This window comes from Mesorhizobium sp. MC2-1-1, from assembly GCF_057597255.1.
Genome location: NZ_CP195205.1, coordinates 1,624,336 through 1,639,196 on the forward strand (window position 1 = coordinate 1,624,336; position 14,861 = coordinate 1,639,196).

The 14,861-nt window shown below is 63.0% G+C and carries 14 protein-coding genes; 11 read left to right on the forward strand and 3 right to left on the reverse strand.

Translation table 11 applies throughout. The annotated features are described in order from the left end of the window. The first annotated feature begins 2 nt into the window (after nucleotides 1-2). The 3 genes from ACR64R_RS08235 to ACR64R_RS08245 all read left to right on the forward strand — a co-directional run bounded on the left by ACR64R_RS08235 (nucleotide 3) and on the right by ACR64R_RS08245 (nucleotide 1,834). Nucleotides 3-260 (forward strand): GlsB/YeaQ/YmgE family stress response membrane protein, encoded by a 258-nt coding sequence (locus tag ACR64R_RS08235; RefSeq protein WP_487361156.1) that lies wholly within the window; start codon nucleotides 3-5, stop codon nucleotides 258-260. 146 nt (nucleotides 261-406) lie between these two features. Then, nucleotides 407-1,372 carry a lipoyl synthase gene (gene lipA / locus ACR64R_RS08240; protein WP_487361157.1) on the forward strand — a complete coding sequence of 322 codons (966 nt, stop codon included), beginning with the start codon at nucleotides 407-409 and terminating at the stop codon, nucleotides 1,370-1,372. 6 nt (nucleotides 1,373-1,378) lie between these two features. After that, on the forward strand, nucleotides 1,379-1,834 hold the full coding sequence (locus tag ACR64R_RS08245; RefSeq protein WP_487361158.1) for a type II toxin-antitoxin system RatA family toxin: 456 nt from the start codon (nucleotides 1,379-1,381) through the stop codon (nucleotides 1,832-1,834). Nucleotides 1,835-1,837: 3 nt separating this feature from the next. Here ACR64R_RS08245 and ACR64R_RS08250 read toward each other — a convergent pair whose 3' ends face one another. Continuing rightward, complete coding sequence (locus ACR64R_RS08250) at nucleotides 1,838-2,329, reverse strand: CinA family protein (RefSeq protein WP_487361159.1); 492 nt, start codon at nucleotides 2,327-2,329, stop codon at nucleotides 1,838-1,840. After that, the gene (locus ACR64R_RS08255; protein WP_487361160.1) at nucleotides 2,326-3,555 is read right to left on the reverse strand and encodes a bifunctional 2-C-methyl-D-erythritol 4-phosphate cytidylyltransferase/2-C-methyl-D-erythritol 2,4-cyclodiphosphate synthase; all 1,230 of its coding nucleotides are present in this window, start codon (nucleotides 3,553-3,555) and stop codon (nucleotides 2,326-2,328) included. Before ACR64R_RS08255 ends, ACR64R_RS08250 begins: the two co-directional genes overlap by 4 nt. 240 nt (nucleotides 3,556-3,795) lie before the next feature. Here ACR64R_RS08255 and dusB point away from each other — a divergent pair, with 240 nt between their 5' ends. The 8 genes from dusB to hflX all read left to right on the forward strand — a co-directional run bounded on the left by dusB (nucleotide 3,796) and on the right by hflX (nucleotide 13,999). Next, nucleotides 3,796-4,824, forward strand: coding sequence for a tRNA dihydrouridine synthase DusB (gene dusB, locus ACR64R_RS08260; protein ID WP_487361161.1), 1,029 nt, complete (start codon nucleotides 3,796-3,798; stop codon nucleotides 4,822-4,824). Next, nucleotides 4,821-5,957: a two-component system sensor histidine kinase NtrB gene (locus ACR64R_RS08265; RefSeq protein ID WP_487361162.1), complete on the forward strand. Its 1,137-nt coding sequence runs from the start codon at nucleotides 4,821-4,823 to the stop codon at nucleotides 5,955-5,957. The genes dusB and ACR64R_RS08265 overlap by 4 nt, the downstream gene beginning before the upstream one ends. Further along, nucleotides 5,954-7,414: a nitrogen regulation protein NR(I) gene (gene ntrC, locus ACR64R_RS08270; protein ID WP_487361163.1), complete on the forward strand. Its 1,461-nt coding sequence runs from the start codon at nucleotides 5,954-5,956 to the stop codon at nucleotides 7,412-7,414. The genes ACR64R_RS08265 and ntrC overlap by 4 nt, the downstream gene beginning before the upstream one ends. Nucleotides 7,415-7,554: 140 nt before the next feature. After that, the gene (locus ACR64R_RS08275; RefSeq protein WP_487361164.1) at nucleotides 7,555-9,846 is read left to right on the forward strand and encodes a sensor histidine kinase NtrY-like; all 2,292 of its coding nucleotides are present in this window, start codon (nucleotides 7,555-7,557) and stop codon (nucleotides 9,844-9,846) included. Further along, nucleotides 9,836-11,197 carry a nitrogen assimilation response regulator NtrX gene (ntrX, locus tag ACR64R_RS08280; protein WP_487361165.1) on the forward strand — a complete coding sequence of 454 codons (1,362 nt, stop codon included), beginning with the start codon at nucleotides 9,836-9,838 and terminating at the stop codon, nucleotides 11,195-11,197. Before ACR64R_RS08275 ends, ntrX begins: the two co-directional genes overlap by 11 nt. Nucleotides 11,198-11,357: 160 nt before the next feature. After that, nucleotides 11,358-12,221 (forward strand): D-amino-acid transaminase, encoded by an 864-nt coding sequence (locus ACR64R_RS08285; protein ID WP_487361166.1) that lies wholly within the window; start codon nucleotides 11,358-11,360, stop codon nucleotides 12,219-12,221. A 143-nt stretch (nucleotides 12,222-12,364) separates the two neighbouring features. Beyond that, on the forward strand, nucleotides 12,365-12,610 hold the full coding sequence (hfq, locus tag ACR64R_RS08290) for an RNA chaperone Hfq (RefSeq protein ID WP_006202172.1): 246 nt from the start codon (nucleotides 12,365-12,367) through the stop codon (nucleotides 12,608-12,610). After that, nucleotides 12,611-13,999, forward strand: coding sequence for a GTPase HflX (hflX, locus tag ACR64R_RS08295; RefSeq protein ID WP_487361167.1), 1,389 nt, complete (start codon nucleotides 12,611-12,613; stop codon nucleotides 13,997-13,999). A 7-nt stretch (nucleotides 14,000-14,006) separates the two neighbouring features. Here hflX and mazG read toward each other — a convergent pair whose 3' ends face one another. Beyond that, nucleotides 14,007-14,831, reverse strand: a complete 825-nt coding sequence (mazG, locus tag ACR64R_RS08300) for a nucleoside triphosphate pyrophosphohydrolase (protein WP_487361168.1) — start codon at nucleotides 14,829-14,831, stop codon at nucleotides 14,007-14,009. Between the last annotated feature and the right edge of the window lie 30 nt (nucleotides 14,832-14,861).

Consider the following 14,861-nt stretch of genomic DNA (forward strand, 5'->3'; position numbering starts at 1 on the left):
ACATGCATATGAATGGCGTCGGCTGGATCACAGCCATCATCGTTGGCGGTCTGGCGGGCTGGTTCGCCGAGATGGTCATGAAGAGCAACACCGGCATCGTCATGAACATCATCATGGGCATCGTCGGGGCCGTGGTGCTGAACGCCATCTTGCAGGCGCTCAACATCCAGTCCTTTGGCGCCGGCTGGGTGGCTTACCTGATCACCGGTTTCATCGGCGCCTGCCTGCTGATCTTCGTCGGGCGGCTTGTTCGCCGCTAAGGCGCGCGAATGCGTCGCTGATAGAAAGCCGATATGCGAAAACGGCCGTGTCGGCATGCGCCGACGCGGCCTTTTTCTTTGCCTGGAAAAGTCTTAGATGACGATTGACAGGCGGCCGCCGAAATCGCGGCCGCGAAGGATTTAAGATGGTCACAGTCGTAGACACGCTAGCCAACCGGCCGCGCCCGCGGCATCCCGAGAAGGCGCATCGCCCCGACCAGGAGGTGCTGCGCAAGCCCGACTGGATCCGCGTCAAGGCGCCGGTCTCCAAGGGCTATTCCGAAACGCGCGAGATCGTGAAGTCGCACAAGCTGGTGACCGTATGCGAGGAGGCCGGCTGCCCCAATATCGGCGAGTGCTGGGACAAGAAGCACGCCACCTTCATGATCATGGGCGAGATCTGCACGCGGGCCTGCGCCTTCTGCAATGTCGCGACGGGCATCCCGACCGCCCTCGATCCGGATGAGCCGGCGCGTGTGGCGCATGCCGTCAAGCAGATGGGGCTGAGCCACGTCGTCATCACGTCGGTCGACCGCGACGACCTTGCCGATGGCGGCGCGCAGCATTTCGCCGACGTCATCCGCGCCATCCGCGCGGCCACGCCTTCGACGACGATCGAGATCCTGACGCCCGACTTTCTGCGCAAGGACGGCGCGCTGGAGATCGTCGTCGCGGCCAAACCCGACGTCTTCAACCACAATCTCGAAACCGTGCCGTCGAACTATCTGACGGTCCGACCCGGCGCGCGCTATTTCCATTCGATTCGGCTCTTGCAGCGGGTCAAGGAACTCGACCCGTCGATCTTCACCAAATCCGGCATCATGGTCGGCCTCGGCGAAGAGCGGAACGAGGTGCTGCAGTTGATGGACGATCTGCGCTCGGCCAATGTCGACTTCATGACCATCGGCCAGTATCTGCAGCCGTCGAAGAAACATCACCCGGTGATCCGATTCATTCCGCCGGACGAATTCAAATCCTACGAAACGGTCGGCAAGACCAAGGGCTTCCTTTTGATGGCGTCGAGCCCGTTGACGCGCTCCTCGCACCATGCCGGCGAGGATTTCGCAAGGCTGCGCGCGGCGCGCGAAGCGCAGCTCGACAGGGCCCGCTGACTTTCAATGCCGAAATTCGAGGCGACACGCCGCGTCGCGCATACACCGGAAGAGATGTTCGCGCTGGTTGCGGACATCGAGGCCTACCCGCAATTCCTGCCGCTCTGTGAATCGCTCACCATACGCTCGCGCAAGGACCGTGACGGCCGCGCCATCCTGGTTGCGGATATGAGCATCGGCTACAAGGCAATTCGCGAGACCTTCACGACGCAGGTCCTTCTCAATCCAGCCGAACATGCCATCGACGTCAAATACATCGACGGACCGTTCAAATATCTCAGCAATATCTGGCGCTTCGATGCCGCCGGCAGCGGCTGCGAGGTGCATTTCTTCATCGACTACGAGTTCAAGAGCCGCATCCTGGGCGCCGTGATGGGCACGATGTTCGACCGTGCCTTCCGCATGTTCTCGGAAGCCTTCGAGAAGCGCGCCGATGTCATCTATGGCGCAAAGCCCGCCTGATCCTCATCCGGCCTGACCAAGCGCCCGCAACCCGAGTTGCAGCGCGTGCCGCACAGTTTCGTGCCGGATGAATTCGCGGCCCTTCTGGCCGAACAATTGCTGTTCGGCGACAATCGGTTGACCGGCAAGCGCTATCCCAAACCAGACAAGGCCGACCGGCTTGTCCTCCGAACCGCCGCTCGGGCCGGCGATGCCGGTGACGGCAAGCGAGAGGCTGGCTTGTGAATGCGCCAACGCGCCCGCGGCCATCTCCAGCACCGTCTCGCGCGAGACCGCGCCATGGGCGTCCAGCGTGGCGGCCGAAACGCCGAGCATCTCCATCTTGGCTTCGTTGGAATAGGTGATGAAGCCGCGATCGACCACGGCGGAAGACCCGGCGATGTCGGTGAGCGCGGCGATGATCAGGCCGCCGGTGCAGCTTTCGGCCGTCGCCAGCATGATCCCGCGCTCTTGGCAGGCCTGCAGCAAAGCGATGGCGAGTTCGGCGTTGCTCATGCCGGCACCTCTCCCGGATAGACGACGCTGGCGGTGGCGATCGCAGCGATGCCCTCGCCGCGCCCGACAAAGCCGAGCTTCTCGTTGGTCGTGGCCTTGATCGAAATGCGCTCTGGGGCAATGCCGAGCATGGCCGAAAGCGCTTCCGTCATAGCCGCGCGATGCGGCCCGACGCGCGGCGCCTCACAGATCAGCGTGATGTCGGCATTGGCGATGCGGCCGCCGCGCGCGCGCACCAGCTTCGCGGCGTGCTCGACGAAGATCCTCGAGGCCGCGCCCTTCCATTGCGGATCCGATGGGGGGAAATGCGTGCCGATGTCGCCAGCGCCGCAGGTGGCGAGCAGGGCATCGGTCAGCGCATGCAACCCGACATCGGCGTCGGAGTGGCCGGAGAGTTTCCGCTCGTAGGGAATGGCGACGCCACAGAGCGTGACGTGGTCGCCCGGCTCGAACGCATGCACGTCGTAGCCATTGCCGGTGCGTATGTCCGGGAAGCGCTGCTGCGCGCTCGAGAGCCGCTGGTCGGCCAATGCGATGTCCCTTGCCCAGGTGAGTTTGACGTTGTCCGGCGAACCAGGAACGATCTTGACCGGTATCTGTGCCCATTCGGCGATCGCCGCGTCGTCGGTAAATTCCCTCTTGCCCAGATGATGGGCCTTCTCATGCGCGGCGAGCAGCGGCCAGAACGGAAAACCCTGCGGCGTCTGCGCCGCGTGAAGGCCCGCTCTCGATACCGTCTCGTCGATCATGCCGGTGGCGGATTCCCGCTTCAGCGTATCGGCGACGGGGAGCGCCGGCAGCGCGCCGTGGCGCTCGCCGATAGCCTCGATGGTGCGGTCGATCAAGCCGGCATCGACGAACGGGCGCACGGCGTCATGGACGAGCACCTTTTCGGGTGCCTGGTCCCTCAGCGCCAGCAGGCCGAGCCGGACGGAGGCCTGGCGGGACGGGCCGCCGATAACGGTTATGAGACGTTCGGCGTGCGCTCCCGCCGCGCGCTGCAAAAGCTCGGCGTCGTCGGCATGGATCGCGACGACGACCGGCCCTATCATCGGATGCGACAGAAAGATATCCAGCGTATGGGCAATAACGGCACGGCCGCCGATGCGCTGATATTGCTTCGGACCGTCTGCCTGTCCGGCGCGCGCGCCTCGGCCGGCGGCGACGATCACCACCCCGATCCCGCCGCCCTGGCCGGATGCCTGCTTTTCGCTTGCCTCGCTCATTCCGATCGGTCCTGGAGCGGTTCAGCATCTAATGAAATCGCTGCCCTGCTCTAATTCTTTTTTTACGCAATGCCGGACGGAAAACCGCTGCGCACTTTTCCTGGAATTGCTCTAGTCGGGGTGATGGCCGAAGGCCAGCATTTTCCAAAATGCGCCTTAATGTGACGTCATTGCGCGTTGCACAACGCCATAGTTCTGGCTAGAGAATGTGCAACGATTGAACGTGCTTGGTTTTTGTGCATGGCTGAACTGACCACATTGGCATCGCCACTTGACGTCGGCGGCATGAGAATTCGCAATCGCGTCTTCCTCGCGCCGATGTCGGGCATCACCGACGAGCCGTTCCGGCAGCGGGCCCATGCGCATGGCGCTGGACTGGTCGTGTCGGAAATGGTGGCAAGCGGCGAACTGGCCAAGGGCAGGGCCGGCTGCGGCCTGCGTATACGCCATTCCGGCCTGCCGGTACATATGGTGCAGCTGGCCGGCCGCGAAGCCGTCCATATGGGCGAGGGAGCACGAATCGCGGCGGGCGAGGGCGCCGATATCATAGACATCAACATGGGTTGTCCGGCGAAGAAGGTGACCGGCGGCTATGCCGGCTCGGCGCTGATGCGCGATCTCGACCATGCGCTGTCGCTGATCGAGGCGGTGGTGAGCGCTGTCTCGGTTCCGGTCACGGTCAAGATGCGGCTCGGCTGGGATGAAAGCGCGCTCAACGCGCCGATGCTTGCGCGCCGCGCCGAAGAGGCCGGCGTCAGGATGGTGACCGTGCACGGCCGCACGCGCTGCCAGTTCTACCAGGGCAGGGCGGATTGGCGCGCGATCGCACGCGTCAAGGATGCGGTCTCGATCCCAGTGGTGGCCAATGGTGATGTCGGTTCGCCGGAAGAAGCGGCTACGATCCTCGAACAGTCGGGTGCCGACGCAGTGATGATCGGCCGCGCGCATTACGGCGCCCCGTGGACTGCCGGCGCCATCGCGACGGCCGCGGCCGGCGCTCGCGCGCAGCATACTGCGCAAGCGCCGGAAGCGCTCGCCGATTACGTCGTCGCACATTACGAGGACATGCTCTCGCTCTATGGCGTTGAAAGCGGCCTGCGCCAGGCGCGCAAGCACCTCGGCTGGTACCTCGACCGCCATTCTCCAATTGTCAGCACCGAGCGGCGCAAACGCATTCTCACCTCCTTCGAGCCGCGAGAAGTCGTTGCCGAATTGCGTCGCGCGTTCGCCGAGAACTCGACATCGATCGGCCTGCGGAGCGTGGCATGAAGGCCAGTGTCCCGCAGCAGGTGGCGGACGCCGCCAGCATCGTCCTCAACACCATCCGCCGTCCGGTGATCATGGTCGATGCCGACGGCTTCATCACTTTTGCCAACGCGGATGCCGAGGACTTTTTCCGCTCCAGCGCGACCATGCTCGCACGCAACACGCTCTCCAAACTGGTGCCGTTCGGCAGCCCTCTGCTGACGCTGGTCGACCAGGTGCGCGAGCGCCGCGCGCCGGTCAACGAATACCGCGTCGACGTGTCGTCACCGCGCCTCGGCATCGAGAAGATGGTCGATCTCTATGTCGCGCCGGTGCCCGAGTTTCCGGGCTCCGTCGTCGTCATGTTCCAGGAACGGTCAATGGCCGACAAGATCGATCGCCAGATGACTCATCGCGGGGCCGCACGCTCCGTCACCGGTCTGGCCGCCATGCTGGCGCATGAGATCAAGAACCCGCTCTCCGGCATTCGTGGTGCCGCTCAGTTGCTTGAACTTTCCGCCTCCGACGAGGATCGCGCTCTCACGCGCTTGATCACCGATGAGACCGACCGAATCGTCTCGCTGGTCGATCGCATGGAAGTGTTTTCCGATGAGAGGCCGATCGAGCGCTATCCGGTCAACATCCATGTCGTGCTCGATCACGTTAAGGCGATCGCCAAGAACGGTTTTGCCAGACGAATCAAGATCCTGGAGGAATATGATCCATCGTTGCCTCCGGTCTTCGCCAACCGCGACCAACTGATCCAGGTGTTCCTCAACCTGGTGAAGAACGCCGCCGAGGCGATTGGCGCCGATCCGCAGGGTGAGATCATGCTCTCGACGGCCTTCCGTCCGGGCATCCGTGTTTCCGTGCCTGGAACGCAAGACCGCGTCTCGCTGCCGCTGGAATTCTGCGTGCACGACAACGGCCCAGGTGTTTCCGAGGACATCCTGCCGATCCTGTTCGATCCTTTCATCACCACCAAGCCGAACGGTTCGGGCCTCGGTCTGGCTTTGGTCGCTAAGATTGTCGGCGAACATGGCGGCATCATCGAGTGCGATTCGACGCCGCGCGGGACCACTTTCCGCGTACTGATGCCGGCCTGGAAGGAGACTTCGCCAAGCTCGGGCGATGCAACTGAAGGAGACCGCAAATGAGCGTTCGCGGCAATATTCTGGTCGCCGACGACGATGCGGCGATCCGGACCGTGCTTAACCAGGCGCTGTCGCGGGTCGGCCACGAGGTGCGTGTGACCTCGAACGCCTCGACGCTGTGGCGCTGGGTGGCGGCAGGCGAAGGCGATCTCGTGATAACCGATGTGGTTATGCCGGACGAGAACGCGTTCGACATGTTGCCGCGCATCAAGAAGGCGCGGCCCGAACTGCCGGTCATCGTCATGAGCGCTCAGAACACATTCATGACCGCCATCCGCGCGTCCGAGACCGGCGCCTATGAATACCTGCCCAAACCGTTCGATCTGACGGAGTTGCTCAACATCGTCAACCGGGCGCTGTCCGAGCCGAAGCGGCCAAACCTCGACGCCCGCGCCGAAGATCAGCCGGAAACGATGCCACTGGTTGGCCGCTCCGCCGCAATGCAGGACATCTACCGCATGCTGGCGCGCATGATGCAGACCGACCTCACGGTCATGATCAGCGGCGAATCCGGAACCGGCAAGGAACTGGTGGCGAGGGCGCTGCATGAATATGGCCGCCGCCGGGGCGGCCCGTTCGTGGCCATCAACATGGCGGCGATCCCGCGCGACCTGATCGAATCGGAACTGTTCGGCCACGAGAAGGGCGCCTTCACCGGCGCCCAGAACCGCTCCAGCGGCCGTTTCGAGCAGGCCGAGGGTGGCACGCTGTTCCTCGATGAGATCGGCGACATGCCGATGGAAGCGCAGACCCGTCTGCTGCGCGTGCTGCAGCAAGGTGAATACACGACGGTCGGCGGCCGCACGCCGATCAAGACCGACGTGCGTATCGTCGCGGCCACCAACAAGGACCTGCGCACGCTGATCAACCAGGGCCTCTTCCGGGAAGATCTGTTCTATCGCCTCAATGTCGTCCCGCTGAGGCTGCCGGCGCTGCGCGAGCGTTCCGAGGACATCCCTGATCTGGTGCGGCACTTCTTCAAGCAAGGGGCCAGCGAGGGCCTGCAGACCAAGCGCATCTCGTCCGGTGGCATCGAGCTCATGAAGCGCTATCCCTGGCCGGGCAATGTGCGCGAGCTGGAAAACCTGGTACGCCGGCTGGCCGCCCTATACTCGCAGGACGAGATTTCTTCGGAGATCATCGAATCCGAACTCAAGACCGGCGACAGGCCGGTCGTGCCGGACGGCGGCGCGCTCATCCCCGACGATCTGTCGATCGGCCAGGCGGTCGAGCATTTCCTGCAGCGTTATTTCGCCTCTTTTGCCGGCGAATTGCCCCCGGCGGGGCTCTACCAGCGCATTCTAGCCGAGGTCGAGTATCCGCTGGTGCTGGCATCGATGACCGCGACGCGCGGCAACCAGATCAAGGCCGCGGAGCTTTTGGGGCTCAACCGCAACACGCTGCGCAAGAAGATCCGTGAGCTCGGCGTCAACGTCTACAAATCGTCCAGGCAGCCGTAGCACCGCCGCCGTCAGCCAAGCGGATTGGCCCCTGTTTGGTGAATGAACGGGGGAAAGATTTTCGTCCCGGCCACACTTGTTGCATAATCGCCACAATGCGTTGCATACATCCGACGCAATGACCGACTCTGTAGCGCGACATGGCAGCTGAGGCTCCGACCCTGAACCAACCGCTTTTCAGCCAGGCTGGCACGCGTGACGGCCGGCGGTTGCTGGCGCTGCCCGGCGTGGTCGCTATCGCCGGCGCGGTGATCACGGCGGCGATATCGTTTGCGATCCTGGTTGGAGCTACGCCGATCGCGCCGACCGCCGACGCAACCTGGGCACTGGTGGCGGCCAATGCGGTCTTTGTTCTCTTCCTGATCGCGCTGATCGCCCGCGAGGTGCGCCGCATCGTCCTGGCGCGGCGCCACGGCAGGGCCGCCTCGCGGCTGCATGTGCGCATCGTCGCGATGTTCGCTCTGGTTGCCGCCATCCCGGCCATCATGGTGGCGATCATCGCCTCGATCACGCTCGATATCGGGCTCGACCGCTGGTTCGAGATCCGTACCAAGACGATCGTCAACTCGTCACTGTCGATCGCCGACGCCTATGTACAGGAGAACGCGCGCAACCTGCAGGGCACGACATTGTCGATGGCATACGATCTCGATGCCTCGCGCACGCTTTACGGCCTCGATAGAGGCGGCTTCCTCGATCTGTTGAACAAGGAAGCGGTTGGACGCGGGCTGGCGCATGCGGCCCTGATCAAGCCTGACGGCTCGTTCGTCATGAGCGCCAAGACCGATGCCGATTTCCCGATGCCCGAGCCGCCATCGGGCGCTGTCGACACCGCCGCCGACGGCAAGCCTGTCCTGATCGAGCCGCGCACCCGCAACATCATGGGCGCCATCATCAAGCTGCGCGAGATCGAAGGGCTTTACCTCTATACGATCCGGTTGGTCGACCCCGACGTGATCAAGGCGCGCCAGATCGTCAAGTCCAACACCGACGAATACCGCAATCTGGAGGACAACCGCCGGACCTCGCAAGTCGCCTTCGCGTTGCCTTACCTGTCGCTCACGCTGATCATCATCCTGTCGGCGATCTGGACCGGCATCGCGGTAGCCGACCGGATCGTGAGGCCGATCCGTCAGCTGATCGGCGCCGCCGACGAGGTGGCGACCGGCAATCTCGATGTCGCCGTTCCGGTACGCCAGTCCGACGGCGACGTCGCCTCGCTGGGCGATACCTTCAACAACATGATCCTCGAGCTCAAATCGCAGCGCAACGAGCTCCTTTCGGCCAAGGATCTCATCGACGAGCGCAGGCGTTTCTCCGAAGCGGTGCTGGCCGGCGTCACCGCCGGCGTCATTGGTGTCGATCCCTACGGCATCATCACCATCGTCAATCGCTCGGCCGAAACCATGCTGGGGATTTCGGCAAATGCGACGCTGGGCCAAAACCTTTCGGCTGTCTTGCCCCTCGTCGGCCGCGTTTTCGAGATCGGACGCCAGTCAGGCAAACCGGTCTACCGGGAGCAGGTGACCTTCTTCCGCACCGGCCTGGAGCGCACTTTCAATGTCCAGGTAACGGTCGAGGCCGGCGACGACGGCGAGGAAGAGAAATCCTATGTGGTCACCGTCGACGACATCACCGATCTCGTCCAGGCGCAGCGTTCGTCGGCCTGGGCGGACGTGGCGCGGCGCATCGCGCATGAGATCAAGAATCCTCTGACACCGATCCAGCTCTCGGCTGAGCGCATAAGGCGCCGCTATGGTAAGGTCATAACCGAGGACCGCGAGGTCTTCGACCAATGCACCGATACCATCATCCGCCAAGTCGAGGACATCGGCCGCATGGTCGACGAATTCTCGGCCTTCGCCCGCATGCCGAAGCCGGAGATGAAGGCGATCGATCTGCGCGAGTCTCTGCGCGAGGCGTCCTTCCTGGTCGAGGTCAGCCGCTCCGACATTGCCTTCGAGCGCGATTTCGGCAGCGAGCCGCTGAAGGGCACTTTCGATAGCCGCCTGATGGCGCAGGCCTTCGGCAATGTCATCAAGAACGCCGCCGAGGCGATCGACGGACTTGATCCGGAAGACCGCTCGCACGGCACAATCCGGATTCAAGCGGGACGCCAAGATGGCGCCATACGAATCGACGTTATCGACAACGGCAAGGGGCTGCCGCGCGAGAATCGCCAAAGGCTTCTCGAGCCCTATATGACGACGCGCGAGAAGGGCACCGGGCTCGGTCTCGCTATCGTCAAGAAAATCGTGGAGGACCATGGCGGCCGTCTCGAATTGCATGACGCGCCAGCGGATTTCCATGGTGGCCGCGGCGCGATGATCTCGATCATCCTGCCAACGGCGACGATCGTAGCCGCGCCGCCACGCGGTGAAGGTCGAAGCGAACACGAACGAGAAACTGAAAAGGTCGGTAATGGCGTCTGACATTCTCATCGTCGATGACGAGGAAGACATCCGCGAACTTGTCGCCGGTATCCTGAGCGACGAGGGTCATGAAACCCGTACGGCGCATGATGCCGACAGCGCGCTGGCGGCGATCGCCGATCGCGCGCCGCGGCTGATTTTCCTCGACATCTGGCTCCAGGGCTCGCGCCTTGACGGCCTGGCGCTGCTCGACGAGATCAAGACCATGCACCCCAGCATGCCGGTGGTGATGATCTCAGGCCACGGCAACATTGAAACGGCGGTTTCGGCCATCCGGCGAGGCGCCTACGACTTCATCGAGAAACCGTTCAAGGCCGATCGCCTCATCCTGGTCGCCGAGCGCGCCCTTGAAACGTCCAAGCTGCGACGCGAGGTCTCCGACCTCAAACAGCGCAGCGGGGAGACCTTTGACCTGATCGGTATGTCGTCGGCAATGAGCCAGCTGCGTCAGACGATCGAGCGTGTCGCGCCCACCAACAGCCGCGTCATGATCATCGGTCCGTCCGGTTCAGGCAAGGAACTGACGGCGCGCGCAATCCACGCGCTATCGTCCCGCAAGACCGGCCCGTTCGTGACGCTCAGCGCGGCCACTATCACGCCCGAACGTATGGAGATCGAGCTGTTCGGCACCGAATCGAACGGCACCGAGCGCAAGGTCGGCGCACTGGAGGAGGCGCATCGCGGCATTCTCTACATCGACGAAGTCGCCGACATGCCGCGCGAGACGCAGAACAAGATCCTGCGCGTGCTGGTCGAGCAGCAGTTCGAGCGGGTAGGCGGCACCAAGCGCGTCAAGGTCGATGTCCGCATAATCTCGTCCACCTCGCAAAACCTCGAGGCTATGATCGCCGACGGCCGCTTCCGCGAAGACCTTTATCACCGCCTGGCTGTGGTTCCGGTCATGGTGCCCGGTCTCGCCGAGCGGCGCGAGGACATTCCGTATCTCGTTGACAATTTCATGAAGCAGATCGCGCGCCAGGCCGGCATCAAGCCGCGCCGCATCGGCGACGATGCCATGGCCGTTCTGCAGGCCCACAACTGGCCGGGCAACGTTCGCCAGTTGCGCAACAATGTCGAGCGATTGATGATCCTGGCGCGCGGCGACGAAGCGGACGCACCGATCACGGCCGACCTCTTGCCCTCCGAGATCGGCGACGTCATGCCGCGCACACCGAACCAGTCCGACCAGCACATCATGGCCTTGCCGTTGCGCGAGGCGCGCGAACAATTCGAGAAGGACTACCTGATCGCCCAGATCAACCGCTTCGGCGGCAACATCTCGAAGACCGCCGAGTTCATCGGCATGGAACGCTCGGCACTTCACCGCAAGCTGAAGTCGCTCGGCGTGTAAGCAATTCAAGGAAAGTGCGCAGCGGCTAGGTTCTGTGGCTTCGCCGTAGCCTTCATCCGGAATTGCGTAGACTCCCTGGAACTGGCTTGGTCCACGCGATTGTTCATTACGGCAGAGGCGGAATCGCCTAAGAAAGCCGGATATCTCCCTGAGGAAGCCCATGCCGCGCATTGCCTATGTCAACGGGCGCTATGTCGTCCATTCACAAGCCAGCGTCCATATCGAGGACCGGGGCTACCAGTTTGCGGATGGCGTTTATGAGGTCTGCGAGGTGGCGCGCGGCCATATCGTCGACATGCCGCGCCACCTTGCCCGGCTCAAGCGCTCGCTGAAGGAACTGTCGATCGCGTGGCCGGTCTCGGAAGGCGTCCTGCCGATCCTGCTGCGCGAGGTGGTCAATCGCAACGGCGCGGTCAACGGCCTTGTCTATGTGCAGGTGACGCGCGGCGTTGCCAGTCGCGAATTTGTCTTTCCGCCGGCAGGAACCACGCCATCACTGGTCATAACCGCCAGAAAAGCCGATCCGGCCGCCGGAGCGAAGCGGGTCGAGACCGGAATCAAGGTCATCACCGTTCCTGAGAATCGCTGGGACCGGGTGGACATCAAAAGCACGGGCCTCTTGCCCAATGTGCTTGCCAAGCAGAAGGCCAAGGAAGCTGGCGCCCAGGAGGCCTGGTTCGTCGACGCCGACGGCAACGTCAAGGAAGGCGGTTCGTCAAATGCCTGGATCATCACCCGCGACGGCGTGCTGGTGACCCGGCCGGCCGAGCATGGCATCCTGCGCGGCATTACCCGCACGACGCTTTTCGACGTCGCCGCAAAGCTTGGCCTCAAGATAGAAGAACGTGGCTTTTCGATCGCCGAGGCCAAGGCGGCGAAGGAGGCGTTTATCAGCTCGGCAACGACAATTGCCATGCCGGTGGTCGAAATCGACGGCGCGCCGATCGCAAATGGCCATCCCGGCTCCATGACACTTTCGTTGCGGCAGGCCTTTTTTGACGTTGCGGAAAAAAGTCCAGCCTGATAACCGCACAACTGGAATGAACCTCAACTATCTCGTTCTGCTTGCCTTTGTATCGGCAAGAGGGGGTTTGCGCGCTTGACAGGTGCCGCGTAATTTGGCGCATTAGCTCGCAAACCGAAGGGGATCGGCGAAAGACAAGAAAAATGGCGGAACGATCGCAAAATCTTCAGGACCTGTTCCTGAATTCAGTTCGCAAGAGCAAAAATCCACTCACCATCTTCCTCATCAATGGTGTGAAGCTGACTGGCGTCGTCACTTCGTTCGACAATTTTTGTGTGTTGTTGCGGCGTGACGGGCACTCCCAGCTCGTCTACAAGCACGCAATTTCCACGATCATGCCGAGCCAGCCGGTTCAGATGTTCGATGGTGAGGAAAGCCAGGGCGCCTGATTGGCACGTGACAGAGACGCGGATCGCAGCGTTCGCGGAAAACAAGGTTATCAACTCGGGCCGGAGTCCAAGGATCCGACCCGGGCTGTTGTCATTGTGCCGGTGCTTACCCGCCAGCCGCGCGACGACGATGAGTCGAGCCGCCCCCGACTAAGCCGCTCGGCCGACGCCCGCCGCGACGAAGCAGTCGGGCTTGCCAGCGCCATCGATCTCAATCCGGTCCATACCGCGGTAGTGACGGTGTCCGACCCGCGCCCGGCGACCCTGCTCGGCAGCGGCAAGGTGGCCGAATTGGCCGACATCGTGAAGGAGCGCAACGCGGAGCTGGTCATTGTCGACCATCCGCTGACACCGGTTCAGCAGCGCAATCTCGAAAAGGAACTGAACGCCAAGGTGCTCGACCGCACTGGGCTGATTCTCGAGATATTCGGCGAGCGGGCGCGCACCAAGGAAGGTACACTGCAGGTCGAGCTCGCGCATCTCAACTATCAGAAGGGCCGGCTGGTGCGCAGTTGGACCCACCTCGAGCGGCAGCGAGGCGGTGCCGGATTCCTGGGCGGTCCCGGCGAAACCCAGATCGAATCCGACCGCCGCATCCTGCAAGACAAGATCACCAAGCTGAAGCATGAGCTGGAAACGGTACGGCGCACGCGCGACCTGCACCGGGCTAAGCGCAAGAAGGTTCCTTTCCCGGTCGTGGCGATCGTCGGCTACACCAATGCCGGCAAGTCGACGCTGTTCAACCGGCTGACCGGGGCAGGGGTGCTGGCCGAGGACATGCTGTTCGCCACGCTCGACCCCACCTTGCGGCGCGTGCGGCTGCCGCATGGCACGCCGATTATCCTGTCGGACACGGTCGGCTTCATCTCCGACCTGCCGACGCATCTGGTCGCGGCCTTCCGGGCGACGCTGGAAGAAGTCGTCGAAGCTGATCTGGTGCTGCATCTGCGCGACATTTCCGATCCCGACACGGCGGCTCAGGCGGAAGATGTCGAGCGCATCCTGGGGGATCTGGGCGTTGATGCTGCCGACACCAACCGAGTGGTCGAGGTCTGGAACAAGATCGACCTGCTCGACGAGAGCAACCGGGAGCGGTTGCTTGCAGAAGGCGCGAGCGGCAAGACACCGCCGATCGCCATATCGGCTGTGACCGGTGAAGGACTTGACACGCTGAAGGCGCTCATCGAGACGCGCGTGTCGGGCGAACTGGAAACGATGACGGTGACGTTGAGCCCCGCCCAGCTCAGCCAGGTCGACTGGCTCTACCGCAATGGCGACGTGGTTTCGCGCACCGACAATGAAGACGGCAGCGTCACCCTTTCGCTGACGGCCACGCACTCCGCCAGGCAGGAAATCGAGAGCCGCCTGCATCGCAAAGGCGGCAGCTAAGAGGCTGCTACTTGGCGCTTTTGGCTTGCTGCCACAGCGCCTCCATCTCGGCCAGCGTTGCCTTTTCCAGCGAGCCTCCCGCAGCCGCCAGGGCCCGCTCGACATAGTGGAAGCGCGAGCGGAATTTTTCATTGGTGCCGCTGAGCGCCGCTTCCGAATCGAGCTGGAGGTGGCGGCCGAGATTGACGACGGCAAACAACATGTCGCCGAACTCGTCCTTGATTGGAGCCGCGTCACCGGTGGCAAGCGCCTCGCGCAATTCGCCGATCTCCTCCTCGATCTTGTCGAGAATCGGGGCTGCCTCGCTCCAATCGAAGCCGACGCGCGCTGCTTTCTCCTGCAGCTTCAGGGCACGAGTCAGGGCAGGGAACGCCACCGGCACGCTGTCGAGAAAACCCTTGCCATGATCTTCCGGATCAAGACCGCGGGCGATGCGGGACTCGCGCTTTTCTGCCTTCTCGGCCGCCTTGATCTTCTCCCACATGCCCTTGGCCATGCCGGCACTGCGCGCCTTCTCATCACCGAAGACATGCGGGTGGCGTCGGATCATCTTGGTTGTGATGGCCTCGACGACATCGCCGAAGGTGAACTCGCCGATCTCTTCGGCCATCTGCGCATGGTAGACGACCTGAAGCAGCAGGTCGCCCAGCTCCTCGCGCAGGTCGTCGAAATCGTCGCGCGCGATCGCGTCGGCCACCTCATAGGCCTCCTCGATCGTATAGGGAGCGATCGTTGAGAAATTCTGCTCGATATCCCAGGGGCAGCCGGTCTTTGGCGCCCGCAACGCCGCCATGATCTCGATCAGACGGGAAATGTCCTTGGAGGGCTTCATGGGTCGAGCCTATTCCGCGGCCTTGTCCGA